We start from the raw sequence: 25,175 nt of genomic DNA on the forward strand, positions 1-25,175 counted from the left end.
CGGCTGAGCTCTCCTCCTGAATTGGCTACAAGGCTCTCCGCCTATGCTGGCCGGATGGTCACCGAACACCGCTTCTCGGGTCGCATCGCCGGCTTCGGCACTTCATCTGGCACGCGCATCGTCATCGGAATCTGGGCCGAGTCGCCGCTCGGCGAGTTCGCCGATGTGATGCTCGAGGACTCCTCTGGCCATCGCACACTGCTCGCCCCCAGCGACGAGATCGCCGAGTTCGTCTCGTCGACCTACTCGTTCGACGAGGTGCGCGTGGTGCCGGTCACGACGAGGCGCGTCGACGGCGGTCTGGCCGTGACGGCGGGCGACCTGTCGGTGCGGATGCGCGTGGGCGGCCTCTCGACGCTCGGCCGGCTGCTGCGGGTGGTGCCGTCGTTGGTGGCGACGCACCCTGCCTGGCTGCGGGTCATCGATCCCGTGGCGAGTCGTCTCGTCGCCGGCGTTCACACGGCTGGAACCGCGGGCAATGGCCGGCAGGAGTTCTACGGAGTGACGCTCATCCGGGCACTCGACGACGTCGTCGTGACCCGCGGAGGCGAGAGCCTGGGCGCGATGGCTCCTCTTGATCCGCCGGTGACGTTCGGCTTCGGATCGGCTCCGCCCGCCCCCTCCATCGTCGACGTGGTCACGACGATCCGCGAGTAGCCCTTGTCACTGTCGCCAGCGGTACTCCACCTCGGGGCGCCCTGGCGTACCGTAGCGCGGCGCCCGGTCGGCCCGCCCCGAGTCGGCGAGGTATTCCAGGTAGCGCCGAGCAGTCACGCGCGATGCGTGGATCTCCTCGGCCAGCTCACGCGCCGACACTCCCCCGCCCGACTCCGCGAGCAGGGTCGACACCGCGTTGAGCGTCTCGGGACTCAGTCCCTTGCCGAGGCCGGGGTCGTTCGACGTTCGCAGCGCGGCGAACGCACCGTCGACATCCCTCTGGCTCGCGACGGTCGGCGACTGCGCGAACAGGCTGCGGAAATCGCGGTAGCTCGTGAGCTTGTCGGTGAACACCCCGAAGGTGAACGGCTTGATCAGGTACTGCACGATGCCGGCCGCGATGGATGCGCGCACCACCTCGGCCGAGCGCACCGCGGTGATCGCGATCACGTCGACGTCGACGCCGCCGGCCCGGATGCGACGACACAGTTCGAGACCATCGATGTCGGGCAGATTCATGTCGAGCAGGATCAGGTCGATGCGCTCGGCCGCCTGGCCCAGTGATGCCTTCAACAGCCGCACGGCCTCGGCCCCCGTGTGCGCGACGCCGGCGACCTCGAAGCCGTCGAGCCGGCCCACGTAGAGGGCGTGCGCCTCGGCCGTGATCACCTCGTCTTCGACGATCAGCACCCTGATCACAGGCAGCATCCGCTCACGAGTCGACCCGCGCGGTCATGGGCAGCGTCACGGTGAACACCGCGCCCACGTGCTCGCTGAGCTCGATGGTTCCACCGAGGCGGGCGACCGTCTGCCGAACGAGCGCCAGCCCGATGCCGCGGCCCAAGGCATCCGTCTCTTTGGTCGAGTACCCGCGGCCGAAGACCCGGTCGCGCGCGTCGTGGTCGATGCCCGGCCCCGAGTCGGAGACCTGCACGACGAGGTCGTCTTCGCCGTCGCCGAGGCCGAGATAGACCTCGACCCACGGCTCGGTTCCCGGCGCGGTTCCGGATGCGGCGGCGTCGAGCGCGTTGTCGACGAGATTGCCGAGAATCGTCACGACGTCGGCGGGCTCGAAGCCCTGTGTTCCCGGGTCGAGATGCGTCTCGAGCTTGAGGGCCACGCCTCGCTCGCGCGCCTGCGCCGCCTTGCCCAGCATGAGCGCGGCGATCACGGGTTCGTCGATCGACACGAGCACCCGGTCGGCCAGGCGCTGGCTCAGGTTGAGCTCGTCGGCGGCGAAGCGCAGCGCCTCGTCGCTGCGTCCGAGCTCGAGCAGCGACGCGATGGTGTGCAACCTGTTCGCGAACTCGTGGGTCTGCGAGCGCAGTGCATCCGACATCGTTCGCATCGATTCGAGCTCGCCCGTGACCCGCAGGAGCTCGGTGCGGTCACGCAGCGTCGTGACCGTTCCGAGCGACCGGATGCGGCCCGTTCCGCGCTGCGCCTCGGCGGGCAGGGCCGGCTGATGGTTCACGACGAGAACGTGGTCGCGGGTCACGAACACCTCGTCGCGAGCCTCGCCCTCCTGCAGCAGCAGCGCCTTGAGCGAGGCGGGAATATCGAGCTCGTCGACCGGGCGCTCCGGACCGCCCGGCATGAGGCCCAGCAGATCGGCGGCGTGATCGTTGTAGAGCACCAGGACCCCGTGGGCATCGACGAGCACGAGGCCCTCCCGCACCGAGTGCAGCACCGACTCGTAGTAGGCGAACACCTGGCCGAGTTCCTCGGCGCCGCGACCGGCGGTGACCCGGCGCAGATACCGACTGAACAGCCACGAGACGAGGGCTCCCACCGCGATCATCACGGCGGCCGCGCCGAGCAGCAGGTGCACCCTCGGCCAGAACGCGGCGTCGACCTGGCTCAGGGTGATGCCCGCCGAGACCAGCGCGGTGACGCGGCCGTCGTCGCCCAGGATGGGCGCGACCGCGCGCACCGACGGCCCCAGGGTGCCGGTGTAGGTCTCGGTGAACGACTTCCCCGCGAGCGCCGGGGCGATCGTGCCCAGGAACGGCTTGCCGATCTCCTCGGGATCGCGATGCGTGTAGCGCGTGCGGTCGGGGGCCATCACCGTGATGAAGTCGACGTCGGTGTCGTCCATGAGCGTCACGGCGTAGGGCTGCAGCACGCTCGATGGGTCGGGCTTCTGCACGGCCTCGATCACGAACGGATTGTGCGCGACGGCCTGAGCGGTGACCATACTGCGGGCCGACGCGTCTGCGGTGGCCCGGCCCCGGGCATCCAGTGCGAGAAGGGCGACGGCGAGGCCGACGGCCACGATCACGAAGACCGCCTGCACGGCGAACAGCCGCGCCGCGATGCTGACCCGTCGTCGTCGACCGTTCATCGATTGCTCCCTTGCGCCCTGCCGACATACGCTACGCGCCTCACGCGTCGAGGGCGAATGCTCCTCGGGTTCGATGCGAACAGTATGAACACAAGCGTGGGTTGCCCGCCCGCCCGCCGCAGGATTGCGGCAGTAGTTCAGGCAGAGTCGCCACGGTGTTGTGGCGGCCCCTCACGAAGGCAGGCATTCCATGAGCACCTCATCTGCACGATCATCCGCATCGGCACGGTCGGGCCGCAAGGCCCGCAAGAAGCTCGATAAGAACCACTATCTCTACATCGCGGTGATCGTCGCGGTCGTGGCGGGCATCATCGTGGGACTCGTCGTTCCCGAGTTCGCGAAGACCCTGGCCCCCATCGGTACCGCGTTCGTGGGGCTCATCAAGATGATGATCGCCCCCATCATCTTCTGCACGATCGTCATCGGCGTCGGTTCGATCGCGAAGGCCGCAACGGTCGGCAAGGTCGGCGGGCTCGCCCTCGGCTACTTCATCGTGATGTCGACGTTCGCGCTGGCGATCGGCCTCGTCGTGGGAAATCTGCTGCACCCGGGCGAGGGACTCGACATCTCGGCGGCGAGCTACGACACGAGCACGCTCAAGGCCGAGTCGACGCAGGACTTCTTCCTCGGCATCATCCCGGTGTCGCTGTTCTCGTCCCTCGTCGACGGCAGCATCCTGCAGACCCTGTTCGTGGCTCTGCTGGTGGGCTTCGCGCTGCAGAAGATGGGCGACAAGGGCGCCCCGATCCTTGGAGCGATCAAGTCGCTGCAGGCGCTGATCTTCCGCATTCTGTCGATGGTTCTCTGGGTCGCACCGCTGGGCGCGTTCGGCGCAATCGCGGGCGTGGTCGGCTCGACCGGATGGGGTGCCGTCGTGGCACTCGCCACGCTGATGATCGGCTTCTATGTGACCTGCGCCATCTTTGTGATCGTCGTGCTCGGAACGCTGCTGAAGCTCGTGACCGGAGTGAACATCTTCTCGCTCATGAAGTACCTGGCCCGCGAGTACCTGCTCATCGTCGGAACCTCGTCGTCGGAGGCCGCGCTGCCGCGCCTCATCGCCAAGATGGAGCACCTGGGCGTCTCGAAGCCGGTCGTGGGCATCACGGTTCCCACCGGATACTCGTTCAACCTCGACGGCACCGCCATCTACCTCACGATGGCGTCGCTCTTCATCGCCAGCGCCATGGGCACCCCGATGACGATCGGCGAGCAGATCGGGCTGCTGCTGTTCATGATGATCGCCTCGAAGGGCGCCGCCGGCGTCACCGGCGCCGGACTCGCGACCCTCGCCGGCGGACTCCAGTCGTTCCGACCCGACCTCGTCGACGGTGTCGGAGTGATCGTGGGCATCGACCGCTTTATGTCGGAGGCCCGCGCCGTGACCAACTTCACCGGCAACGCCGTGGCCACCCTGCTGGTCGGAACGTGGACCGGCGAGGTCGACAAGGGCCAGGTGCGCAACGTGCTCGGCGGCAACGACCCGTTCGACGAGAAGAGCATGAACCCGGATGCGCACACGACGGACGCCCCGGCCGAGGCATCGACGGCGTCGAACGTCGACCCCACGGTTCCGTCGACCGCGTCGCTGCACGCCCTCACGGGAGTCGAGCCCACGAAGACGGCGCCCCGCCCCTAAGGCTCGGGCCGCGCATCCACTCGGCGCAGAAGCACCTTCCCCGCTGCGGCAAGGTGCTTCTGCGCCGAGTCGATTGAACCTGGCTGATCGAGTCGGCGCACATGCATCCACCCGCACGCTTTTGGGTGCTTCTGCGCCGAGTCGCCTCGCGCAGGGCAAGGCGGGGTGGGTCTCACCACCGCGGTGCGCGCGAACACCCGCGTTCGATACGCTCCGAGGCCCTCAGGTCAGTCGGCGCGATTCGATCGGCTCTGTACAGTCGAATGCATGAGCTCCGACGACAACGACCGCGAACCGCTTGACGATCCCGCCGCGGCTCCGAGGAAAGAAGCTCCTTACGAGGCCCTCTTCCCCAACCTCGACAAGGTCTCGTCGTCGACGTTCGAGAAAGGCACCCTCAGCCGACGCCGAGTCATGATCGCCTTGGGCATCCTCGCCGCCGTCGCCATCGCCATCGTTGTACTGATCGTCGTATCCGACGCGCTGTTCGGCCCCTCGTAATGCGGACCCGGGCGCTCAGCCCGGCAGGATCCCCAGGCCGTCGACCTTCGGAATCGCCGACAGCAGCTGCTGCGTGTACGGCTGCTGGGGGTTCGACCACACCTCGTTCACGTCGCCGCGCTCCACGATCTTGCCGCGACTCATCACGGCCACGTCGTCGGCGATGACCCGCACCACCGAGAGATCGTGGCTGATGAACAGCAGCGAGGCGCCGGTCTCGAGTGCGAGGTTGCGCATGAGCCCGGCGACCCGCGCCTGCAGAGAGGCATCGAGGGATGCGATGGGCTCGTCGCCGACGAGCAGGTCCGGCCCCGAGGCGATCGCGCGGGCAATCGCGATGCGCTGACGCTGCCCACCCGAGAACTGGTGCGGAAAGCGCGTGCGGGCCGACGCATCCAATTCGACGTGCGCGAGCAGATCGGGAACCGTCCAGGCCGAGCTGTCGGGGTTGACCTTGAGGCCGTCTTCGATCTGCTTGCCGATCGTGCGTCGTGGGTTCAACGACGCGTACGGGTTCTGAAAAACCATCTGGATGCGCAGCAGCTTGCGGTCGCGGGTACGCATGCCGAGGCGGGTCACGGGGGTTCCGTCGAACGTGATCGATCCGCTGTCGAGGCCTTCGAGCCCGCAGATGGCTCGCGCCAGCGTGGACTTGCCGCAGCCCGACTCGCCGACGAGTCCCAGCACCTGCCGGGTGCCGAGCGAGAGACTCACGTCATCCACGGCCACGAGTCGAGGCTTGCCTGCGACGCGATAGCTCACCTTCACACTGTCGAGTTCGAGCAACGACGTCATGATGCGTCTCCTGTCGAGGTCGAGCCTGGCGCGGTCGGCGCGGAGCCGTCGTGCGGCAGCGCATCGATGAGCGCCTTCGTGTAGGGATCGCGAGGAGCCGTGATGACCTGGAAACGATCTCCGTGTTCGACGATCTCGCCCTCGCGCATAACGGCGATAGTGTCGGCGAGCGCGCTCATCACACCGAGATCGTGGGTCACCAGGAGGATCGCCAGACCGAGGTCGTCGCACAGTTCGCGCAGCAGGCGCAGAATTCCGGCCTGCACCGTGACGTCGAGCGCGGTCGTGGGCTCGTCGGCGATGAGCACGCTCGGGCTGCACATGATCGCCGAGGCGATGGCCACGCGCTGCAGCTGCCCGCCCGAGAACTGGTGCGGATACTTCTTCAGCGCCCCGGCCGGGTCGGGCACCTTGACCTGCTCGAGCACCACGCGGGCACGTTCCAGAGCCTCGCGCTTCGACATGCCGGTGTGCTGACGCACGTGATCTGTGAGCTGAGAGCCGATCGACAGCATGGGGTGCAGGCTCGACGTGGGGTCTTGGAACACCATGGCGATGTCGTTGCCCCGCAGGGTGTTGAGTTTCTTCGTGGGCAGCTCGAGCAGATTGCGTCCGTCGAACTCGATGACGCCGCCGACCGTGGCCTGGGCCGGCTGCAGCCCGAGAACGGTCATGCCCGTCATGGTCTTGCCCGACCCCGACTCGCCCGCGAGGCCGGTGATCCGGCCCGCGGGGATGTCGAGCGAGATGCCGCGCAGAATGCGCTTGGCCTTGTCGCCGCGACCGATCGAGAGGGTGAGGTCGCGAATGCTCAGACCGCCGGATGCCGCGGGCTGGCTCGCGGGGATCGTGCTCACAGGGCTCGTCCTTTCACTGCGTCGGCCGTGCGCGGATCGAGACCGTCTCGCAGCGCATCGCCGAGGAAGTTGAACGCCAGAACGACGGTGAGGATGGCGAGACCCGGGAACACCGAGATCCACCACGACGAGAAGTTCTGCACACCGTCGGAGACCATCGCACCCCAGTCGGGAGTCGGCGGAACGGCGCCGAGGCCCAGGAAGGACAGACCCGCGAGCAGCAGGATGGCGGTGCCGACGTCGAGGGTGGCGAGCACGACGACCGGCGCGATGATGTTGGGCAGGATGTCTTTGCCGAGCGAGGTGAAGGGGCTGTTGCCGAGCAGACGGCCCGCCACGACATACTCCGAACGCGAGGCCACGACCACGAGCGAACGGGTGACGCGCGCATAGGCCGGCCACGACACGATGAGCATGGCGATCACGGCGTTGGTGAGGCTCGGGCCGAGCGACGCGGCGATGACCATGGCGAGGATGATCGTGGGGAACGCGAAGACCAGGTCGGCGATGCGCATGATCACCTCGTCGGCCACCTTGCCGAAGTATCCGGCGATCGAGCCCGCGACGGTTCCGACCAGCAGCGACGAGACCACGAGAAGCAGGGGCAGGATGATCGACACGCGTGCGCCGTCGAGAACGCGCGCGAGCACGTCCCGGCCGAGCTGGTCGGTCCCGAACCAGTGCGCCGCGCTCGGCGGCTGCAGCCGGTCGAAGTCCTGGGCCAGGGGGTCTGCGGGGCTGATCATGGGCGCGAGCAGAGCCAGCAGCAACCAGATGACGATGATCGCCGTGCCAGTGACCGCGAGCGGATTGCGCAGGGCCGCCGGGAACCGCATCCGGCGTCGGGCGGCGACGGCCAGAACATCCGGTTGGGTGCGCGACGTGGGCGCTGTGGTCTGGCTCATGCGGCCCTCACTCTCGGATCGATGAAGCCGTAGGCGATGTCGACGATGAAGTTCAGGCCGATGTAGACGATTCCCACCACGAGGCCGACGCCCATGATCGCGGGCAGGTCGAGCTTGGTGGCCGACGAGAACGCGTACTCGCCGAGCCCGTGCCAGGAATAGACCTTCTCGACGAGCACGGTTCCACTGAGCAGCGAGCCGAATGCGATACCGAGCACGGTGATGATGGGAACGAGGGCGCCGCGCAGCACGTACTTGAACACCACGGTGCGGCCGGTGAGACCCTTGGCCCGGGCGCCGCGCACGTAGTCGGCATCGAGAACCTCGAGGATCGCGGAGCGCGAGAAGCGCGTGAGCAGGCCGATCGTGTAGAGGGCCAGCACGGATGCGGGCAGCACGAGGTGGTAGACCGCGTCGCCGAACGTCGCCCACTGCCCGGCCAGCACTGAGTCGACCGTGTAGAGCCCGGTCACATGCGGCGGGGCGATGGCTGCGGGATCGAGCCGACCGGAGCCCGGGAAGAGCTTGAGCTGGAAGAAGAAGATGAAGTACACGAGCAGGGCCATCCAGAATGCGGGAACCGAGAGCCCGATGAGACTCACGACGCGGATGACCTGGTCGACGAAGGTGCGCTGACGAAGAGCCGCCCAGAGGCCGAGGCCGATTCCGATGATGGCGGAGATCAGGATGGCGCCGACCGCGAGCTCGATGGTGGCGGGAAACGCCTTGCCCAGCTCGGTCGCTACAGAGGTGCGGGTCTGAGTGGAGGTACCGAGGTCGCCCTGGAAGAGGTGACCGAGGTAGGTGAAGTACTGCACCGGCAGGGGCTTGTCGAGGCCCGCGTTCTCGCGGAACTGCGCCACGATCTCGGGGTTCGCCGCCGCCTGCTCGCCGAGCGCCGCCTGCACGGGGTCGGCGGGCACCAGATTGGTGAGGATGAAGGTGACGAGGGTGACGCCCAGCATGAGCAGGGCCGTCACCCCCAGACGGATGGCGAGGTAGCGCGCCAGCGGGGGGATGCCCGCCGGCGCGCTGCGCTTCTCTGTCTTCACAGCGATGCTGTTACTTGATTCCGGCAAGATCGATCGTCCAGACCGGGTTCAGGCTGACCGCGGTGATGCTCTTCGAGGTGACCACGTTCTGAGCCGGCTGCAGCAGCGGAACGAACGGGCCGGAGGCGTTCTGCGCCTTCTGCAGGGCCGCGTAGGCGCTCTGGCGCTCGTCGGTCGAGACGGCAGCCTTGGCTGCGGTGGCCAGATCGGTCACCGTCTGGTCTGCGCCAGCAGCCCAACCGGCGCGCAGGCCGACGAGCTCGCCGGGCGTGAACGCGAGGTAGTTCGACGGGTCGGGGAAGTCGGGGCCCCAGTACCAGAGACCCACGGTCTCCTTGCCGTTGCGGTAGGCGTCGAGCTCGGTGGCGACCGGCGCGGGAGCCAGCACGATGTTGATGCCGACCTCCTTCAGCTGGGCCTGCACGGACTCAGCGACGCTCTGCAGCGACAGGCCCTGAACGGTGATGTCGTTCGGGAAGTTGAGCGTGACATCCTCGCCCTTGTATCCCGAGGAGGCGAGCGCCGCCTTGGCTGCGGCGGCATCGTGCTGGTTGCCGTCGGATGCGTCGATCGCGCCCACGAAGAGCGACGGGATGAATCCACCGGGCTGAACGGATCCGTCACCGGCGAGGTCGACGATCTTGTTGTAGTCGATACCGGCCTTGACCGCTTTCAGGAAGTCGGGGTTGCTGGTGATCGCAGAGACGGACGGATCCTGGTTCAGGAGAAGGAAGATCATGTAACGCGAGGGGCTCGAGAGCACGGTCACGTCGGAACTGCCGACCTCCGCGACCTGGTCGGGGTTCAGGTCGAGGGCGACCTGCGACTCACCGGCCTGGATGTTGAGCTTCTGTGTCGGGCCCTGCACATTGCGCAGAACCACGCGGTCGTAGGCCGGGGCATCGCCCGTGTACTTCGGGTTCTTGGTGAAGACCACCTGCGAGGCCACGTCGAACGATTCGAGCATGTACGGGCCGGAGCCGGCGGATGCGCCGTTCAGGTAGGCCTCGGCACCGTCGGCGTCGGTTGCGGTTCCGCCGTTGGATTCGACGACCTTCTTGTTCACGACGCTGAGCGCAGGGTTCGGAAGGATGTACGGAAGCGCCGGGTTCGGCGTGGCCGCGGTGAGCGTGAGCGTGGTGTCGCTCGTCTTCGCGACAGTGATTCCCTCGAGCAGGAACGAGGGATTGCCCTTGATTCCCTGCACGCGCTGCAACGAGAAGACGGCGTCGTCGACGGTCACGGGGGTGCCGTCGGAGAAGACATGGCCATCTGCCATCGTGAGAGTCATCACCGTGTTGTCGGCGTTCATCTCGTAGCTCGCGAGTCCGTCGACAGGCTTCGTCACGTCGTCACCCTTGAAGGTGAGGAGCGTCTCGTAGAGAGCCTTGGCGACGATCGATCCCGTCGTCTCGTACTCGCGGTTGGGGTCGGCCGTCTTCAGGTCGAACGACGAGTCGACGACGACGGACTTGCCGCCGGACGCGCTCGAGTCGCTCGAGCCCGCGCTGCAAGCGGTGATGCCGAGCGTAGCGACGACGGCGATGCCGACGATGCCGACGACGCGGCGGAATGGTGACAACACGAGGGTGGTCTCCTATCGGGTGATGAAGGTGCTTATCGGGTGAGGGAGGATGCTGGGCGAGTCTGTTACTGCGGTCGGTCAGTGAATTCTGCACTAACCAGATGTGGAATGTTGTCTTGAAATTACTTCTCACACAGATCAAGTGTCAATCTGACGGTTCGATATCAGGACAAAGTGGTGACAGCGTGCGGTATAGCGACATAACATCTCTAAATGAGAGATTCTGCAGCCGCAGACACGGACAAAACAGGGGGTCGACTTTGGATCTTGATGAGACGCACGTGCGCATGCTGGAGATCCTGAGAGACAACGGGCGCATCTCGATCGCCACACTCTCTGAAGAACTGGGCATCTCGCGCTCCAACGCATACACGCGCTACGAGTCCCTGGTGCGTAACGGAGTGATCCGCGGGGTGCATGCCGACATCGATCCGACCGCCGTCGGCCTGAATGTCGCCGCCATGGTGTTCGTCACCGTCAGGCAGAGCCAGTGGTCCGATTTCCGCAGCAGACTCTCCACCCTCGACGAGCTCGAATCGTTCACGGTGATGACCGGCGAGCACGACGCCATGCTGCTGGTTCGGGGCTCGGGCGTCGCGGCCATCCACGATCTCGTTGCCACCCGGCTCGCGCAATGGCCGTCGGTCAAGGCCACCGTGACCGTCTTCATCATGGACGAGATGTCGTCGAACGTCTCGCTGCGCATGGGAGCCTCGGCAAGCGACACCCTGCAGCAATCCGGCGAGCGCTACGGCATGACGCGGTTCGTGCGAACGAGTGACGAGCGCGCGAAGAGCGCCGAGAACGCGCAGAACGCTAGGCGCGCACCTCGCGGCACACGCTGACGTGGTCGGCCCCGTCGGGGCCCACGAAGTCTTCGGTCAGCTCAAGAACGCCATCGGCCGTGCGGCTGACCACGGAGGTGGCGGAGCCGGCGGTCGTGGAACCGTCGACGCCGAGGTGCACGAACGACACGTGCAGCACGTCGCGGTCACGGTAGCCACTGAAGCGACCCACCGTCACGGTGTCCCCCGTGTACTCGCCCCAGATGACGCCACGATCCTCGCGATAGTGAAAACGCGACGGCGCCGTCGTCGACACCGCACTGGCCGTCGACGAGACCATGTCGAACACCGTGTCGTCGATCGATTCGTCGAAGGTGTCAAAGGCTGCGGCAGAGGATGCGTCGGAGGAGGTGCTCATGATCGCCCACTGTTGCGGAACGCGGTTCCGCTCGTCAATTCGCGGGCAGAAAGTCCATCGGCAGATGTCAGCTACATGACATTCGTGGACGAATCGACGCCGTTATCGACGCACTCAGGACAAAATGCCGACCAGGTCGTAACGAGCTTGAAACGTGATCGACGAAAGGACTAATTTGCAGACATGACTACTCTTTCGCCGGCGCCGCGAGACCCCCGGATGCCTCGGCTGCCCACCTCCGAGACGTTCCGCGACTTCATGGCGGGCGGCTGGGCGCAGCCCGATCGCACCGCTCGCGTCACGCCCGGCGCAGCCGAGGCCGCTGCCGCTCATCGAGCACGACTCTCGGGTCGTTTCCCCGCAGCGACCCTGGTCGTCGCGAGCGGACGCAGCGCCGTTCGTTCCAACGACACCGAGTTCGGCTTCCGGCCGCACAGCGACTTCGCCTGGCTCACCGGATGCGTCGCCGAGGCGGCTGTCGTCGTGATGCGGCCCACGGCATCCGGCCACGACGCCGTGCTCTACCTGACCGAACCCGCCTACGCGGGCGAGGAGGCCTTCTACGCCGATGCGATGCGCGGCGAGCTGTGGGTCGGAGCCGCTCCCGGCCTCGACGACTGGGCGAGCGCGCTGCAGGTCGAGGTGCGTTCACTGGCCGTGCTCGCCGATGATCTTCGCGTAATCCACGGCGCTGTCTCCGGCGACGTGCTCTCTGCGGGGGCGGTCGAACCCGCGTTGGTCGAGAGCGGCATCGACGTGGCGTCGCCCGAACTCGAGCGGGTCCTCTCAGACCTCAAGCTCGTCAAAGACGAGTGGGAGATCGGCCAGCTGCGCGCTGCGGTCGACGCCACGGTCGACGGCTTCGCTGCCGTCGTCGCAGAGCTGCCGGCCGCGATCTCCGGCCGAGGCGAGCGCTGGCTGCAGGCCACCTTCGAGCGCCACTCCCGCCAGGGCGCGAACGGTGTCGGCTACACCACAGTCATGGGCTCGGGGCCGAACGCGGCCACTCTGCACTGGACGCGCTGCGACGGCCCGGTGAGCGCCGATCACCTCGTACTTCTCGATGCCGGAGTCGAGGTCGACACCCTCTATACGGCGGATGTCACGCGCGCCTTCCCGGCATCCGGCACCTTCTCGCCCGCCCAGCGCCGGGTGTACGAACTCGTGCTCGAGGCGCGGGCGGCCGCGCTCTCGACGCTGCGACCGGGCGCCCTGTTCTCCGACTTCCAGGAGGCGGCGCACGACGTGATCGCGCGCGGTCTGTACAGCTGGGGCATCCTGCCCGGAACGCTCGAGGAGGCGCTCAGCCCCGAAGGGCAGTACCACCGCCGCTATGCGATCTGCGGAAACGGGCACCATCTCGGCCTCGACGTGCACGACTGCGCCAAGACCAGCGAGGAACTCTATCTGCGCACGCCGCTCGTCGCCGGGATGGTGCTCACGGTCGAGCCGGGGATCTACTTCCATGCCAATGACCTCACGCTTCCCGAGGAGTTGCGCGGCATCGGAGCGCGCATCGAAGACGATCTGCTGATCACCGACTCGGGGTACGAGAATCTCTCGGGGGCGCTGCCGGTAGAGGTCGACGACGTCGAGGCGTGGGTGCGTACGCTGACGCAGTAGCCGCCCGCGCGCTCACAAAGGTCGAGTCGACGCGGCAGAAGCAGCTGTCGGCCGAGAAGCGCGCCGTGCCCGGGCGAGCGCGCCGTGCGCGGATGCGCGTTCGCCCGCCAACAGCGCGCTCGGCGGTTGCGCGGCCTCGGGTCACCCCGTCTCGCCTCCGTGCGACGATAAGTCATGCCCGAATCAGCGCTCACGGATGCCGAACTGCGGCTTCTCGAGGCGCAGTTGCGCGAGCGTCGGTTCGACATCGACAGAGAACTCGGCGGGCTGGCGCAGACGCTCGTCGAGGTGCGCGAGGCGCGCGGCGCGGAGTCGGTCGACGACGAGCACGACCCCGAGGGCCCGACACTCTCGAGCGAGTGGTCACGCATCCACGGGGTGCACGGCGAGCTGGCGAGCGCGTCGGAGGCGGTCGACGCGGCCCTCGAGCGCCTTGCCGCGGGTACGTACGGCACCTGCACCCGATGCAGCCTGCCAATCGGGTTCGCGCGCCTCGAAGCGCGGCCCGAGGCCACGCTCTGCATCGCGTGCGCCCGTGCCACGGAGCGCTGAGCCCGCCGGAGGCCGATGACTATGCTGGCCGCATGGTCGCCAACTCGGAATCCCTGGTCTTCGCTACGTTCTTCGCCTATGCCATCGGTCTCGCGATCGGCGCCCTCGTTCTCTACATGGTGATTCGAGCGGCGGTCGTGTCGGCGCTCTACAAGCACCAGCTCTGGCTCGAGGAGTACCGCCCGGCCACGAACCCCGGACCGCAGCCCCCGGCCGCGCCACCCGCCGCCCCACCCGTTCCCTGAGCCCTGCGCCTGGCGCCGAAGCCCGAGCCCGCCACCGAGATGACAGTTCGCGTCGCGTCAGGGCCCCGAGATCGCGGTTCGATGCAGCGGAAGTGTCATCTCGGCATCCAGAAGAGGCGTCACGCCGCGATCTCCTCGAGCACCTCTCTGAACGCCACCGTCGCGGGGTGATGCGCCCCGCTGTCGCGCACCGAGGTGAAGATCGACCGGCGCGCATCCCCCGCCAGCTCGATGAGTCGGCAACTCGTCTCGCGTCCCGCCCACACGAGTTCGGGCATCAGCGCCACGGCGTTGCCCGATTCGATCAGGCGGATCTGAGCCTGCAGGTCTGCCGTCTCGTAGCGCACATCGGGCTCGAATCCGGCGATGCGGCAGCGCTGCAGTGCCCAGTGCCGAGAGGCGGCGCCCGCCGGCTCCATCACCCAGGGCAGGTCGTGCGCATCCTCGATCGACTCGACGCCGTGGATCTGCCGACCGGCGGGAGGAACGGCGAGAGAGACCGCGTCAGACGTGAGCCACTTCTTGTCGAGCTCCGGATGCCGCGGCGCCGCGTGCGCCGGGTACTCCTCGGCGACCACCATGTCGAAGTCGCGGGCCCAGGTTTCGTAGAGTGCCGTCTCGGGTTCGCGCTGCACCATCTCGACCCGCACCTCGGGATAGCGGGAGCGCATGAGGCTCAGCGCATCCGGCATCAGTGCCAGCGCGGCCGACTGGAACACGGCGACCCGCACACTGCCGGTGACGGCGGTCAGCGAGGCCGCGAGCGTGGCTTCGGCGCTCTCGAGGATCTCGAGCATCGCGGCGGTCTGAGCCACCAGAATCTCGGCCTGCGGGGTGAGTTGTACGCGCCGCCCTACCTTGCGCAACAGCTCGACGCCCGTCTCTTTCTCGAGCAGCGCGAGCTGCTGAGACACCGATGACGGGCTGAAATTCATGGCCGACGCGACCTCGGCCAGGGTGCCACGAATCTTGAGTTCACGCAGGATGCGCAAGCGCCGGGCATCGAGCATCGTGGCTCCTTCGATTCATCGGCTGAGCCGATGTTTATTGGTTATGAAAGGTCACTTTATCTAAAGTAAGCGGCATCCCATACTGAACCCATGACCGACATTGCCTCTAACCCGGAAGCGACAATCGAGGCCCTCGACGCCGCGACCCGTTCACGCACCGTTTCCTCGCCCGCCGACCTGCCCACCCCCGAGGCGGTCACCGCCCTCGTGCGTCGCTGGCTGACCGAAGCGGCCGCCATTCCCGCCGATGCATCTGCCCAGCGCCTGGCCGGTGTTCTCAAAGACCCGAAGGGGCTCGACTTCACCGTCGGCTTCGTCGACGGCGTCGTGCGCCCCGAAGACCTCGGCGTGGCCGCGCGCAATCTGCGCGCCCTCGCTCCGGATGTGCCCGCCTTCCTGCCCTGGTATCTGAAGAGCGCGGTGCGCCTTGGCGGCCTGGCCGCCCCCATCGCACCGGCCGTCGCCATCCCCATCGCGCGCAAGGTGCTGCGCGGCATGGTCGGCCACCTCATCATCGACGCCACCGACGCCCGACTCGGGTCGGCCATCGCGAAGCTGCGCAGCCACGGCGAGGGCACGAAGCTCAACGTCAACCTGCTCGGGGAGGCCGTGCTCGGCGAGGCCGAGGCTGCCCGCCGCCTCGAAGGCACGCATCGCCTGCTCGCACGCGACGACGTCGACTACGTGTCGATCAAGGTCTCCTCCACCGTCGCGCCGCACTCGGCCTGGGCCTTCGACGAAGCCGTCGCCCACATCGTCGAGCGCCTCACTCCGCTGTTCGAGCGGGCCGCCAAGGCGACGCCGGCGAAGTTCATCAACCTCGACATGGAGGAGTACAAAGACCTCGACCTCACCATGGCGGTCTTCATGCGCATCCTCGACGACCCCCGCTTCCACGAGCTCGAGGCCGGCATCGTGCTGCAGGCCTACCTGCCCGACGCCCTCTCGGCGATGATCCGCCTGCAGGACTGGGCATCCGCTCGCCGCGCTGCGGGCGGCGCCGGGGTGAAGGTGCGCATCGTCAAGGGCGCGAACCTGCCCATGGAGGAGGTCGAGGCGAGCCTGCACGGCTGGCCGCTGGCGACCTGGTCGACCAAGCAGCAGAGCGACACGAACTACAAGCGCGTCGTGAACTATTCGCTGCACCCCGACCGTATCGACAACGTGCGCATCGGAGTCGCGGGCCACAACCTCTTCGACATCGCCTTCGCGTGGCTGCTCGCCCAGAAGCGCGGCGTGACCGACGGTCTCGAGTTCGAGATGCTGCTCGGCATGGCCCAGGGGCAGGCCGAGGCCGTGCGCCGCGAGGTCGGCTCGCTGCTGCTGTACACGCCCGTCGTGCACCCGCAGGAGTTCGACGTGGCGATCGCGTACCTCATCCGCCGTCTCGAAGAAGGCGCCAGCCAGCAGAACTTCATGTCTGCGGTCTTCGAGCTCAGCGAGAACGAGGCGCTGTTCACCCGTGAGCGCGAGCGCTTCGAGGCGTCGCTGGCCGAGCTCGACGACGCCGTGCCGCAGCCGAACCGCACTCAGAACCGCGGCGCGTCCGAGGCGAAGGCAGCGCGCTCGGGTTTCGACAACACCGCCGACACCGACCCCGCATTGCCGCAGAACCGTGCGTGGGGTCTCGAGATCCTGCGCCGCGTTCCGTCGTCGCTGCTCGGCGACGACACGATCGCCGCATCGATGGTGCACGACGAGAACGAATTGGATGCGGTCATCCAGACTGCGGCGACCGCCGGTTCCGCGTGGGGCCAGCTCTCGGGCGCCGAGCGCGCCGAGGTGCTGCACCGGGCGGGCGACGAACTCGCCCTGGCGCGCGCCGATCTGATGGAGGTCATGGCATCGGAGACCGGCAAGACCCTCGACCAGAGCGATCCTGAGGTCTCCGAGGCGATCGACTTCGCCCACTTCTACGCCGAGCGGGCACGCGAGCTCGACAGCATCGACGGCGCCACCTTCGTGCCGTCGACTCTGACGGTCGTCGCTCCCCCGTGGAACTTCCCCGTCGCCATTCCCGCGGGCTCGACCCTCGCCGCCCTCGCCGCCGGTTCGGCCGTCGTCATCAAGCCGGCCCGCCAGGCCCGCCGCTCCGGAGCTGTCATGGTCGAGGCGCTGTGGCGCGCCGGTGTCCCCCGCGAGGCCCTGCGCCTCGTGCAGCTCGCCGACCAGTCGCTGGGTCGCACGCTCATCGCGCACGACGCCGTCGACCGGGTGATCCTCACGGGCGGATACGAGACGGCCGAGCTGTTCCGTTCGTTCCGCCCCGACGTTCCCCTGCTCGCCGAGACCAGTGGCAAGAACGCCATCATCGTGACGCCCTCCGCCGACCTCGACCTCGCCGTGAAAGACGTCGTCGCCTCGGCGTTCGGGCACGCCGGGCAGAAGTGCTCGGCCGCGTCGCTCGTGATTCTCGTCGGCTCGGTCGCGACCTCGCGCCGGTTCCGCACTCAATTGGTCGACGCGGTGTCGTCGCTCACGGTCGGCTACCCGGCCGATCCGAGCACCCAGATGGGGCCGATCATCGAGAAAGCCAAGGGCAAGCTCCTCTCCGGCCTCACGACTCTGGGCGAGGGTGAGAAATGGCTCGTCGCGCCCAAGAGCCTCGATGACAGCGGCGCCCTCTGGAGCCCCGGGGTGCGCGCCGGCGTGCGCCGCGGTTCCGAGTACCACCTCACCGAATACTTCGGACCGATCCTCGGCATCATGACCGCAGCGACCCTCGAGGAGGCCATCGAGATCCAGAACGAGATCGACTACGGGCTCACCGCCGGGCTGCACTCGCTGAACTCGTCAGAACTCGGCGTGTGGCTGTCGCGCATCCAGGCCGGAAATCTCTACGTCAACCGCGGAACGACCGGCGCGATCGTGCGTCGGCAGCCCTTCGGCGGCTGGAAGAAGTCGGTCGTCGGCCCCGGCTCGAAGGCGGGCGGACCGAACTACCTCCTCGGTCTCGGCTCGTGGACGACGGCGGTCAGTCACGCCGACGCCCCCGTGGCCAACGCGTCTGTTCGACGACTGATCGACGCCGCCGCGACCGAGCTGAGCGCCGACGACTTCGGGAGTCTGCGCCGCGCGGCCGCGAGCGACGCCGCAGCCTGGGCCTCGGAGTTCGGCCTCGCCCGTGATGTCACCGGCCTGAGTGCCGAGCGCAACGTGTTCCGTTACATGCCGCGCCCCGTGACCGTGAGATTCGGCAGCGACGCGACCGACGCATCCGCCGTTCGTGTGCTGGCGGCCGCCTTCGTCTCGGGCGCGCCGATCGACGTGTCGGCAGCCGTCGCGCTGCCCGCGCAGCTGCGCGCAGCCGTCTCCGAGTGCGGCCTGTCGATGCGTATCGAGAGCGACGAGGCCTGGCTCGCTCGGGCGAACACGATGACGGATGCGACGGTGCGGCTGGTCGGCGCATCTGCCGGTGAGCTTGCGATCGCCACCGGCGGCCGCCCGGATCTCGCCGTCTACGCCGGCGAGGTCACGGAGTCGGGTCGCATCGAGCTGCTGCCGTTCCTGCACGAGCAGGCGGTGTCGATCACGGCGCACCGCTTCGGAACGCCGAACCACCTGAGCGACAACCTGATCTAGCTCACCGTTCCCTGAGCTTGTCGAAGGGCTCCTTCGACAAGCTCAGGCAACGACCTTCACCACTCGACCGACCGCTACGCTGAGGCGGTGGACGCCCTGGTCACCATCCTCCTTGTGGTGCTCGTCTGCGTCGCCACGCTTCCACTTTTGGCGCTCGCCGTCTACGCGCTCGCCAGTGCCCTCGGGCTGAGCATCGCCGACCGCATCCTCGAAACGACGATGTCGCTTCTGAAGGCGCAATGGACCCTCGGCGGTGTCGTCAACATGCTCGTCGGTGCGGGCCTCATCGGGCTCGGGCTCTGGTGCGCGCTGACCCTCCACCTTTTGGTGCTGAAAGCGCTCTGCCTCATACTCCTGCCCTTCGGAGTCTGGCGACTCGTTCGCGGGGTCGCTATCGTGCGCGCCGCCACCCGGAGCGGGGACCGCAATTGAGGACAAAGTTCCCCCGGGGCGGACGAATGCCCCGGATACAAAGCCCTGCAGCGATATTGTCCTCAGTTGACGCGAGTCTCGGTCGAGTAGTCGCGTGAGGAGCGAGCTCGACGTATCGAGACCACGCGCCCGCTACGCTCCCGCGAAGAACGCGCCGATCGCCGCCGAGAGCGCCACGGGGTCGTTCACGTGGCACAGCTCGCGTGCCGAGTGCATCGACAGCAGCGGGACTCCCACGTCGACCGTGCGGATTCCCAGCCTCGTCGCGGTCAGCGGTCCGATCGTCGACCCGCACGGAACCGCGTTGTTCGACACGAACTCCTGGTAACTGACGCCGGCGCGCTCACAGGCGCGCGCCCACAGGGCCGCACCGAACGCATCCGTCGCATAGCGCTGATTCGCGTTGATCTTGAGCAGCGGTCCCCCGCCCGCGATCGGGGTGTTCACGGGGTCGTGCCGCTCGGGATAGTTCGGGTGGACCGCGTGTCCGGCATCGGCCGAGAGACACCAGGATGCGGCGTACGCCTGCAGCCGCTCGCTCGAGGTGGCACCGAGACCGGCCCCGATGCGACTGAGAACGTCGTCGAGCAGGGGCCCTGATGCGCCCGAGCGCGACTCGCTGCCCAGTTCCTCGTGGTCGAACGCGGCGAGCACGCTGATGTGCTGCTGCTCGGCCGGCGACCTCTCAGCGGCCGCGATCAGCGCCACGAGTCCCGCATAGACCGATGACAGGTTGTCCATGCGACCGGCCGCGAAGAGTTCGCCGTCTTTGCCGAAGCGAGCGGGCGCCTGGGTGTCCGCCGTCAGCAGGTCGTAGCCGGCGACATCCCACGCCGGCACACCCGCGAGATGCGCCAGATGGGCCAGCAGGTCGCCCGCGTGACCCACGCCGAACACCGGGGTCATGTGCCGCTGCTTGTCGAGCACGAGCCCCAAGTTCACCTCTCGATCGAGGTGGATCGCGAGCTGCGGGATGCGCAGATACGGTCCGGTGCGCACGAGATGTTCGCGACCGTCGTGGGTGACGAGTCGGCCGGCGAGTTCGAGTTCGCGGTCGAGCCACGAGTTGAGCAGCGGGCCGCCGTAGACCTCGACACCGGCCTGCAGCCATCCGCGGTTCGCGATCGTGGGCTTCGGCTTGAGCTTGAAGCCGGGCGAGTCGGTGTGCGAGCCGAGAACGCGGAACGGCGTCGTCTTCGTGGCGCCGGCGGGCGTCAGCCACGCGATGATCGCGCCGTCGCGCACGACGTAGTTCCGGGCGGATGCGGCGGGCTCGGACGCCGCCTGATCGCCGTCGCCGGCCGCCGGCCACTCGCTCGTCTCGTCGAGCCTCGAGAATCCGGCCTCGTCGAGCCGCCGGGCGGCCTCGGCCACCGCGTGATACGAGCTGGGAGAGGCTTTGATGAAACGGGCGAAGTCGTCGATGTACGCGTCGGTGATGTGGGCATCCATAGAGTCAATCCAACCACTGCAACCGGGCAGCGCAGGTCTTCTGCTCAGCGGGTGGCGAGTGACCTTGCCAGCGCTGCCTCGATGAGTTCGAGGTCGATGTGCACGTGCTCCGACGCGATGCGGCCGGCGTCGTCGGCCCGGCCCTCCACGATGGCCGTGACGAGCCTGTCGTGATCGCCTAACGCGCGCAGCTCCATGTCGCGCATGCCCTCGGGAGAGCCCCACAGGTGAGCCGGGGCCGAGATACTGACGCGCGACTCGAGGTCGAGCAGAAGAGACTGAAGGGTCGCGTTGTGGGTGGCCCGGCCGATGGCGAGGTGCAACTGCTCGTCGGCCTTCTGGGAGGCCCGACCCGATTCGGCGGATCGGTACCCTGCGAGGCACTCCCGGAGCCGCGCGATGTCGTCGGGCGTGCGGCGGCTCGCCGCGGCTCGGGCGATCGTGCCGTGCAGCCAGCCGACTGCTTCGAGGGTGTCGCGCAGGTCGTCGAGCCGGGCCGACAGGGTGCGCTGCACCGGGGCATCCGATTCGGGACCCCACTGCTCGCGCACGAACGAGCCGCCACCGCGCCCGCGCTGGGTCTCGAGAAGCCCTTTCTCGACCAGCACGGCGAGAGCCTGCCGCACCGCCATCCGCCCCACTTTGAGCGAAGCGGCCAGCGTTCGTTCGGGGGGCAGTTTGGAGCCGGGAAGGTACTCTCCGACGGCGATCGCGGTGATCAGCCGATCCGTGATCTCGTCCGACCTCGACGAACTCACGATCGGGGTTGCGAGATGGGAGGCGACGGGCGTCTGGTCCGCGGTCATCGGATCCTCCGTTCGCGTGTCATCGGGCGGCCGAATGTAACGCTCATGTTAATGGAGCCAAATGGTCTTCTGTTGAGACCTTTTCTTGTGCACAATGTCCTTCATGTCTTCTGTGACCACCCGTCTCATCCCGTTCGGCGAGTACTCCACGTGGGTTCGAGCCGAGACCCCCGATGCACCCCGCGAGGGCGCACTCCCCCTCGTGGTGTTGCATGGCGGACCGGGCATGGCCCATAACTACGTGCGGAACATCGGCCTCCTCGCCGACGAGACGGGCCGCACGGTCATCCACTACGACCAGCTCGGCTGCGGCAACAGCACGCACCTGCCCGACGCGCCCGCCGACTTCTGGACACCCCAACTGTTCGTCGACGAGTTCGAGAACCTGCTCGAGACGCTCGACCTCGACCGCGTGCACCTGCTCGGTCAGTCATGGGGAGGCATGCTCGCCGCGGAGATCGCCGTGCGCCGCAACCCCGCCCTGGCCAGCGTCAGCATCTGCAACTCCCCCGCGTCGATGCCGCTCTGGTCGCAGGCCGCGAGCGCCCTCCGCGACGAGCTGCCGACCGAGATGCAGGGCGCGCTCGACCGGCATGAGGCCGCCGGAACGCTGGACGACCCCGAGTACGTGGCGGCATCCGCCGTCTTCTACGAGCGGCACGTGTGCCGCGTCACCCCGACACCCCCCGATTTTCAGGAGAGCGTCGACCAGATGGAAGCGGAGCCCACGGTGTACCACACCATGAACGGGCCGAACGAGTTCCATGTCGTCGGCACCCTGGGTTCCTGGACCGTCGTCGATCGCCTCGATCGCATCGACACCCCCACACTCGTCGTCGCCGGCGAGTTCGACGAAGCAACGCCCGCCACCTGGGAACCCTTCGCCACCCGCATCGCCGGAGCCACCACCCATGTCTTCGCCGGAGCCAGTCACTGCGTCCACCTCGAGCAGCCCGAGATCTTCCGGGCCGAGATCGCGCACTTCTTGAGCAAGCATGACCTCAGCACGCACGACTACAGCACCTCCGACAGAAGAGACCTCACATCATGACCCAGTCCGGCCCCGCCCTGAGCGCCCAGCAGGAACTCGAATCGCTCGGCTACAAGCAGCAACTCAAGAGAAGCGTGTCGACCGTCGATCTGCTGATCTACGGTCTCGTCTTCATGGTGCCCATCGCGCCGTGGGCGATCTTCGGCGTCGTGTACAACGCGGCCGGCGGCATGGTTCCGCTGGTCTATCTCATCGGCCTCATCGCCATGATCTTCACCGCCCTCGCCTACCAGCAGATGGCCAAGTCGATCCCGCTGGCGGGCAGCGTCTTCTCGTACGTGGGCCGCGGCATCCACCCCACGGCCGGCTTCTTCGCGGGGTGGGCCATTCTGCTCGACTACCTGCTGGTGCCGACCCTCCTCTACGTCTTCGCCGCCGAGTCGATGGTGGGCATCTTCCCCGATACCCCGCGCTGGGTCTGGGCGCTCGTCTTCGTGGCCATCAACACCGTCGTCAATCTGCTGGGCATCGGTTCGCTCAAGCTGATGAACCGCATCTTCCTCGCCATCGAGCTGATCTTCGTGGTGATCTTCATCGTCATCGCGGTCACCGCCCTCTCGGGCAACACCGTGCCTGATGCGGCGTTCACGATCGACCCCCTGTGGGACGCCAGCAAGGTGACCGGGCCGCTCATCGCATCCGCCCTGTCGATCGCCGTGCTCAGCTTCTTGGGCTTCGACGGCATCTCGACCATGGCCGAAGAGGCCACCGGCGGGCGCAACTCCGCCGGGCGCGCCATGATCCTCGCGTTGATCATCGTCGCCGTGCTCTTCATCGTGCAGACCTGGCTGGCGAGCGCGCTGGCCGGCGGACGCGAGTCGTTCAGCGACGACGAGGTCGGCAACGCCTTCTTCACCATCGTGCAGGCCGCCTCGAACAGCGGCTGGATGACGGCCTTCCTGGTGGTGAACGTACTCGCCGTGGGCATTGCCAACGCCATGGCCGCGCAGGCCGCGACCAGCCGACTGCTCTTCTCGATGAGCCGCGATCGCCAGCTGCCCCGCTTCCTTAGCGTCATCAACAAGCGCCAGGTTCCCCAGAACGCCATCCTGCTCGTGTCGGCCCTCTCGGCCGTGCTTGTGCTGTTCTTCGTCGGGCAGATCGACCTGATCTCGGCACTCGTCAACTTCGGGGCGCTCTTCGGATTCATGCTGTTGCACGTCGCCGTGATCGTCTTCTACATCGTGAAGAAGAAGTCGAAGAACTACCTGCTGCACCTGGTGGTGCCCGTCATCGGGTTCCTGATCATCGGCTACGTGCTGCTGAACGCGGCCGTGGAAGCCAAGGTGGGCGGGCTCGTCTGGCTGGTCATCGGAGCGGCAGTCTTCGCCTATTACAAGATCACCGGTCGTAAGACCGAGCTGACAGAGGAGGATGCTCACGTATGAGTGACAGAGACCACGGCAACACCACCTGGATCGTCGACCCGGCCGGAATCGATCACCTGCTGGGCAAGGAGAACGGCCGCTTCGGCTTCGAGGCATCCGACCCCGCCCTGAGGATCGCCGCCGGAACCGGTGAGCGCATCGGCTTCGAAACGAGCGACGAGGTGTATCGCCAACTGCACGAGCACAAAGACATGCAGAAGCTGACGGCAGGCATCAACCCCGTCACCGGCCCGGTCTTCGTCGAGGGCGCCGCGCCGGGCGACACGCTCGCCGTGACGATCCACGAGATCAGGCTCAAGGACTGCGGTTGGTCCGTGAGCCTGCCCGGCACCGGAGCGCTGTCGGAGGTCATGGGACCGGAGCTCTTCAGCCGGCGCGTGCCACTCGACGCGGAGGGCGCCCACGTCACCGACCGGCACACGTTCCCCGTGCGTCCGATGATCGGATGCATCGGCACGGCTCCCGCGGAGGGCTCGAATTCCACGATCATGCCGGCCTATGCAGAGGGCGGCAACATGGACCTCACCGAGTGCCGCCCCGGATCGGTGGTCTACCTCCCCGTCATGGTCGAGGGCGCGTACCTCTCGATCGGCGACATCCACGCGCTGATGGCCGAAGGCGAGTCGTCGTTCGTCGCGATCGAGGCCGAGGGCGTCGCGGTGGTGAGCATCGACCTGATCCCCGGCAAGCGCATCCGGGCGCCTCGCGTCGAGACCGACGACGAGTGGATCTTCGTGGGGCTGGGCGACCCCGTGCAGCAGAGCATCACGCGCGGCTACGAAGACCTCTTCGAGTTCTTGACCGTCGATAACGGCTGGACCAAGGGCGACGCCTACGCCGTGATGAGCGCGGTGTGCCATTCGAAGCTCGGTGGTCCGACCGGGTCGGAGGATCCCGATCCGCTGCACCCGATGGCGCCCGTCGGAGCGGTGACCCTGCACATCTTGCCGAAGAGCGTGCTGCTCTAGGCGGGAGGCGCCTCGTCGGGGAACACTCGCTTGTACGTGCGCCCATCCGACAGCGTGATGGTCTCGGCGCGCAGCTGCCCGCGGCTGACCCGCAGGTACACCGCCTGAGCACTCACCCCGAGTTTCACGGCGGCCTCTGAAACCGACATTCCGGGCAGGTCGGTGGGCACGCTGCTGGGCCTCGCGGAGCGCTTACGGCCCGCCTCGTGCCGCTCGAGGATCTCCGCGTCGGTGCCGTGCCAGCGCCACTTCGCGGCCGCAGCCCCGAGGCCCGCGGCGTTCGCTATCTCTTCCCAGGTGATTCCGGATGCGCGGGCCTCGCGCACCGCGTGCAGGGTCGCGGCGTCTTTCTCCAGCTCGGCGGCGAGCATGCGCACGGCGCGGATGCGGTCGAGCGCCGGAGGGGGCGATTGGGGCGATGCGGCAGCGGCGGCATCGAGCTCGGCCACGCGGGCGAGCCAGAGGCGACTTTCGTCAGACAGGAAGGACACGCGGTCATGTTAGCCCCCCATTTCTCTGCCTGACTGG

24 protein-coding genes are annotated in these 25,175 nt (G+C 67.5%); 12 read left to right on the forward strand and 12 right to left on the reverse strand.

All coding sequences use genetic code 11. The features are described from left to right. Positions 1-54 precede the first annotated feature (54 nt). Positions 55-657, forward strand: a complete 603-nt coding sequence (locus ASE64_RS09005) for a hypothetical protein (protein ID WP_055778988.1) — start codon at positions 55-57, stop codon at positions 655-657. A 6-nt stretch (positions 658-663) separates the two neighbouring features. Here the strand turns inward: ASE64_RS09005 and ASE64_RS09010 are convergent, their stop codons facing one another. Together ASE64_RS09010 and ASE64_RS09015 are read right to left on the reverse strand one after the other, a co-directional pair. Beyond that, entirely contained in the window at positions 664-1,362 is a 699-nt protein-coding gene (locus tag ASE64_RS09010) for a response regulator (protein WP_156351795.1), read from the reverse strand. Between the two features lie 7 nt (positions 1,363-1,369). Continuing rightward, positions 1,370-3,001, reverse strand: coding sequence for a sensor histidine kinase (locus tag ASE64_RS09015; RefSeq protein WP_055778994.1), 1,632 nt, complete (start codon positions 2,999-3,001; stop codon positions 1,370-1,372). Positions 3,002-3,191: 190 nt separating this feature from the next. Between ASE64_RS09015 and ASE64_RS09020 the strand changes: the two genes are divergently transcribed. Continuing rightward, positions 3,192-4,640, forward strand: a complete 1,449-nt coding sequence (locus ASE64_RS09020) for a cation:dicarboxylate symporter family transporter (RefSeq protein WP_055778997.1) — start codon at positions 3,192-3,194, stop codon at positions 4,638-4,640. 267 nt (positions 4,641-4,907) lie between these two features. Next, positions 4,908-5,141 (forward strand): hypothetical protein, encoded by a 234-nt coding sequence (locus ASE64_RS09025; protein ID WP_055778999.1) that lies wholly within the window; start codon positions 4,908-4,910, stop codon positions 5,139-5,141. 15 nt (positions 5,142-5,156) lie between these two features. Here the strand turns inward: ASE64_RS09025 and ASE64_RS09030 are convergent, their stop codons facing one another. From ASE64_RS09030 to ASE64_RS09050, 5 genes are read right to left on the reverse strand one after another with little or no spacing between them, the layout of a single operon-like run. Next, on the reverse strand, positions 5,157-5,936 hold the full coding sequence (locus ASE64_RS09030; RefSeq protein ID WP_055779002.1) for an ABC transporter ATP-binding protein: 780 nt from the start codon (positions 5,934-5,936) through the stop codon (positions 5,157-5,159). Beyond that, positions 5,933-6,793 (reverse strand): ABC transporter ATP-binding protein, encoded by an 861-nt coding sequence (locus ASE64_RS09035; RefSeq protein WP_235480550.1) that lies wholly within the window; start codon positions 6,791-6,793, stop codon positions 5,933-5,935. The genes ASE64_RS09030 and ASE64_RS09035 overlap by 4 nt, the downstream gene beginning before the upstream one ends. After that, entirely contained in the window at positions 6,790-7,698 is a 909-nt protein-coding gene (locus ASE64_RS09040) for an ABC transporter permease (protein WP_200920170.1), read from the reverse strand. Before ASE64_RS09040 ends, ASE64_RS09035 begins: the two co-directional genes overlap by 4 nt. Further along, positions 7,695-8,750, reverse strand: a complete 1,056-nt coding sequence (locus ASE64_RS09045) for an ABC transporter permease (RefSeq protein ID WP_235480551.1) — start codon at positions 8,748-8,750, stop codon at positions 7,695-7,697. Before ASE64_RS09045 ends, ASE64_RS09040 begins: the two co-directional genes overlap by 4 nt. A 10-nt stretch (positions 8,751-8,760) precedes the next feature. Beyond that, positions 8,761-10,335, reverse strand: a complete 1,575-nt coding sequence (locus ASE64_RS09050; RefSeq protein WP_055779005.1) for an ABC transporter substrate-binding protein — start codon at positions 10,333-10,335, stop codon at positions 8,761-8,763. A gap of 260 nt (positions 10,336-10,595) precedes the next feature. Between ASE64_RS09050 and ASE64_RS09055 the strand changes: the two genes are divergently transcribed. After that, complete coding sequence (locus ASE64_RS09055) at positions 10,596-11,180, forward strand: Lrp/AsnC family transcriptional regulator (protein ID WP_146077550.1); 585 nt, start codon at positions 10,596-10,598, stop codon at positions 11,178-11,180. Here the strand turns inward: ASE64_RS09055 and ASE64_RS09060 are convergent. Next, positions 11,152-11,538 carry a hypothetical protein gene (locus ASE64_RS09060; RefSeq protein WP_055779012.1) on the reverse strand — a complete coding sequence of 129 codons (387 nt, stop codon included), beginning with the start codon at positions 11,536-11,538 and terminating at the stop codon, positions 11,152-11,154. The genes ASE64_RS09055 and ASE64_RS09060 overlap by 29 nt on opposite strands. A gap of 183 nt (positions 11,539-11,721) precedes the next feature. On the opposite strand from ASE64_RS09060, the gene ASE64_RS09065 reads away from it, so the two are divergent. From ASE64_RS09065 to ASE64_RS09075, 3 genes are all read left to right on the forward strand, one after another. Then, the gene (locus ASE64_RS09065; RefSeq protein WP_055779015.1) at positions 11,722-13,161 is read left to right on the forward strand and encodes an aminopeptidase P family protein; all 1,440 of its coding nucleotides are present in this window, start codon (positions 11,722-11,724) and stop codon (positions 13,159-13,161) included. A 174-nt stretch (positions 13,162-13,335) separates the two neighbouring features. After that, complete coding sequence (locus ASE64_RS09070; RefSeq protein ID WP_055779017.1) at positions 13,336-13,713, forward strand: TraR/DksA family transcriptional regulator; 378 nt, start codon at positions 13,336-13,338, stop codon at positions 13,711-13,713. A gap of 32 nt (positions 13,714-13,745) precedes the next feature. Next, the gene (locus ASE64_RS09075; protein ID WP_055779020.1) at positions 13,746-13,958 is read left to right on the forward strand and encodes a hypothetical protein; all 213 of its coding nucleotides are present in this window, start codon (positions 13,746-13,748) and stop codon (positions 13,956-13,958) included. A 119-nt stretch (positions 13,959-14,077) separates the two neighbouring features. Here ASE64_RS09075 and ASE64_RS09080 read toward each other — a convergent pair whose 3' ends face one another. Continuing rightward, entirely contained in the window at positions 14,078-14,968 is an 891-nt protein-coding gene (locus ASE64_RS09080; protein WP_055779022.1) for a LysR substrate-binding domain-containing protein, read from the reverse strand. A 90-nt stretch (positions 14,969-15,058) separates the two neighbouring features. Between ASE64_RS09080 and ASE64_RS09085 the strand changes: the two genes are divergently transcribed. Both ASE64_RS09085 and ASE64_RS09090 read left to right on the forward strand, forming a co-directional pair. Continuing rightward, positions 15,059-18,550 carry a bifunctional proline dehydrogenase/L-glutamate gamma-semialdehyde dehydrogenase gene (locus ASE64_RS09085; RefSeq protein ID WP_055779025.1) on the forward strand — a complete coding sequence of 1,164 codons (3,492 nt, stop codon included), beginning with the start codon at positions 15,059-15,061 and terminating at the stop codon, positions 18,548-18,550. A gap of 87 nt (positions 18,551-18,637) precedes the next feature. After that, entirely contained in the window at positions 18,638-18,982 is a 345-nt protein-coding gene (locus tag ASE64_RS09090; protein ID WP_055779028.1) for a hypothetical protein, read from the forward strand. A 132-nt stretch (positions 18,983-19,114) separates the two neighbouring features. Here ASE64_RS09090 and ASE64_RS09095 read toward each other — a convergent pair whose 3' ends face one another. Then, a complete protein-coding gene (locus ASE64_RS09095) occupies positions 19,115-20,434 on the reverse strand; it encodes a M18 family aminopeptidase (protein ID WP_055779032.1) in 1,320 nt (439 codons plus the stop codon). A gap of 44 nt (positions 20,435-20,478) precedes the next feature. Next, the gene (locus ASE64_RS09100; RefSeq protein ID WP_055779034.1) at positions 20,479-21,240 is read right to left on the reverse strand and encodes a FadR/GntR family transcriptional regulator; all 762 of its coding nucleotides are present in this window, start codon (positions 21,238-21,240) and stop codon (positions 20,479-20,481) included. Positions 21,241-21,343: 103 nt separating this feature from the next. Between ASE64_RS09100 and ASE64_RS09105 the strand changes: the two genes are divergently transcribed. Genes ASE64_RS09105 through ASE64_RS09115 form a run of 3 tightly spaced genes read left to right on the forward strand, consistent with a single transcriptional unit; the run spans position 21,344 to position 24,647 of the window. Further along, entirely contained in the window at positions 21,344-22,291 is a 948-nt protein-coding gene (locus ASE64_RS09105) for a proline iminopeptidase-family hydrolase (RefSeq protein WP_156351740.1), read from the forward strand. Continuing rightward, entirely contained in the window at positions 22,288-23,679 is a 1,392-nt protein-coding gene (locus ASE64_RS09110; protein ID WP_055779041.1) for an APC family permease, read from the forward strand. The genes ASE64_RS09105 and ASE64_RS09110 overlap by 4 nt, the downstream gene beginning before the upstream one ends. Further along, positions 23,676-24,647 carry an acetamidase/formamidase family protein gene (locus tag ASE64_RS09115; protein ID WP_082466035.1) on the forward strand — a complete coding sequence of 324 codons (972 nt, stop codon included), beginning with the start codon at positions 23,676-23,678 and terminating at the stop codon, positions 24,645-24,647. Before ASE64_RS09110 ends, ASE64_RS09115 begins: the two co-directional genes overlap by 4 nt. On the opposite strand, the gene ASE64_RS09120 is transcribed toward ASE64_RS09115, so the two are convergent. Beyond that, on the reverse strand, positions 24,644-25,138 hold the full coding sequence (locus ASE64_RS09120; RefSeq protein WP_146077552.1) for a hypothetical protein: 495 nt from the start codon (positions 25,136-25,138) through the stop codon (positions 24,644-24,646). The two genes, ASE64_RS09115 and ASE64_RS09120, sit on opposite strands and share 4 nt — an antisense overlap. Positions 25,139-25,175: the final 37 nt, after the last annotated feature.

Origin of the sequence: Agreia sp. Leaf210 (assembly GCF_001421485.1) — a bacterium.
Classification (GTDB): Bacteria; Actinomycetota; Actinomycetes; order Actinomycetales; family Microbacteriaceae; genus Agreia.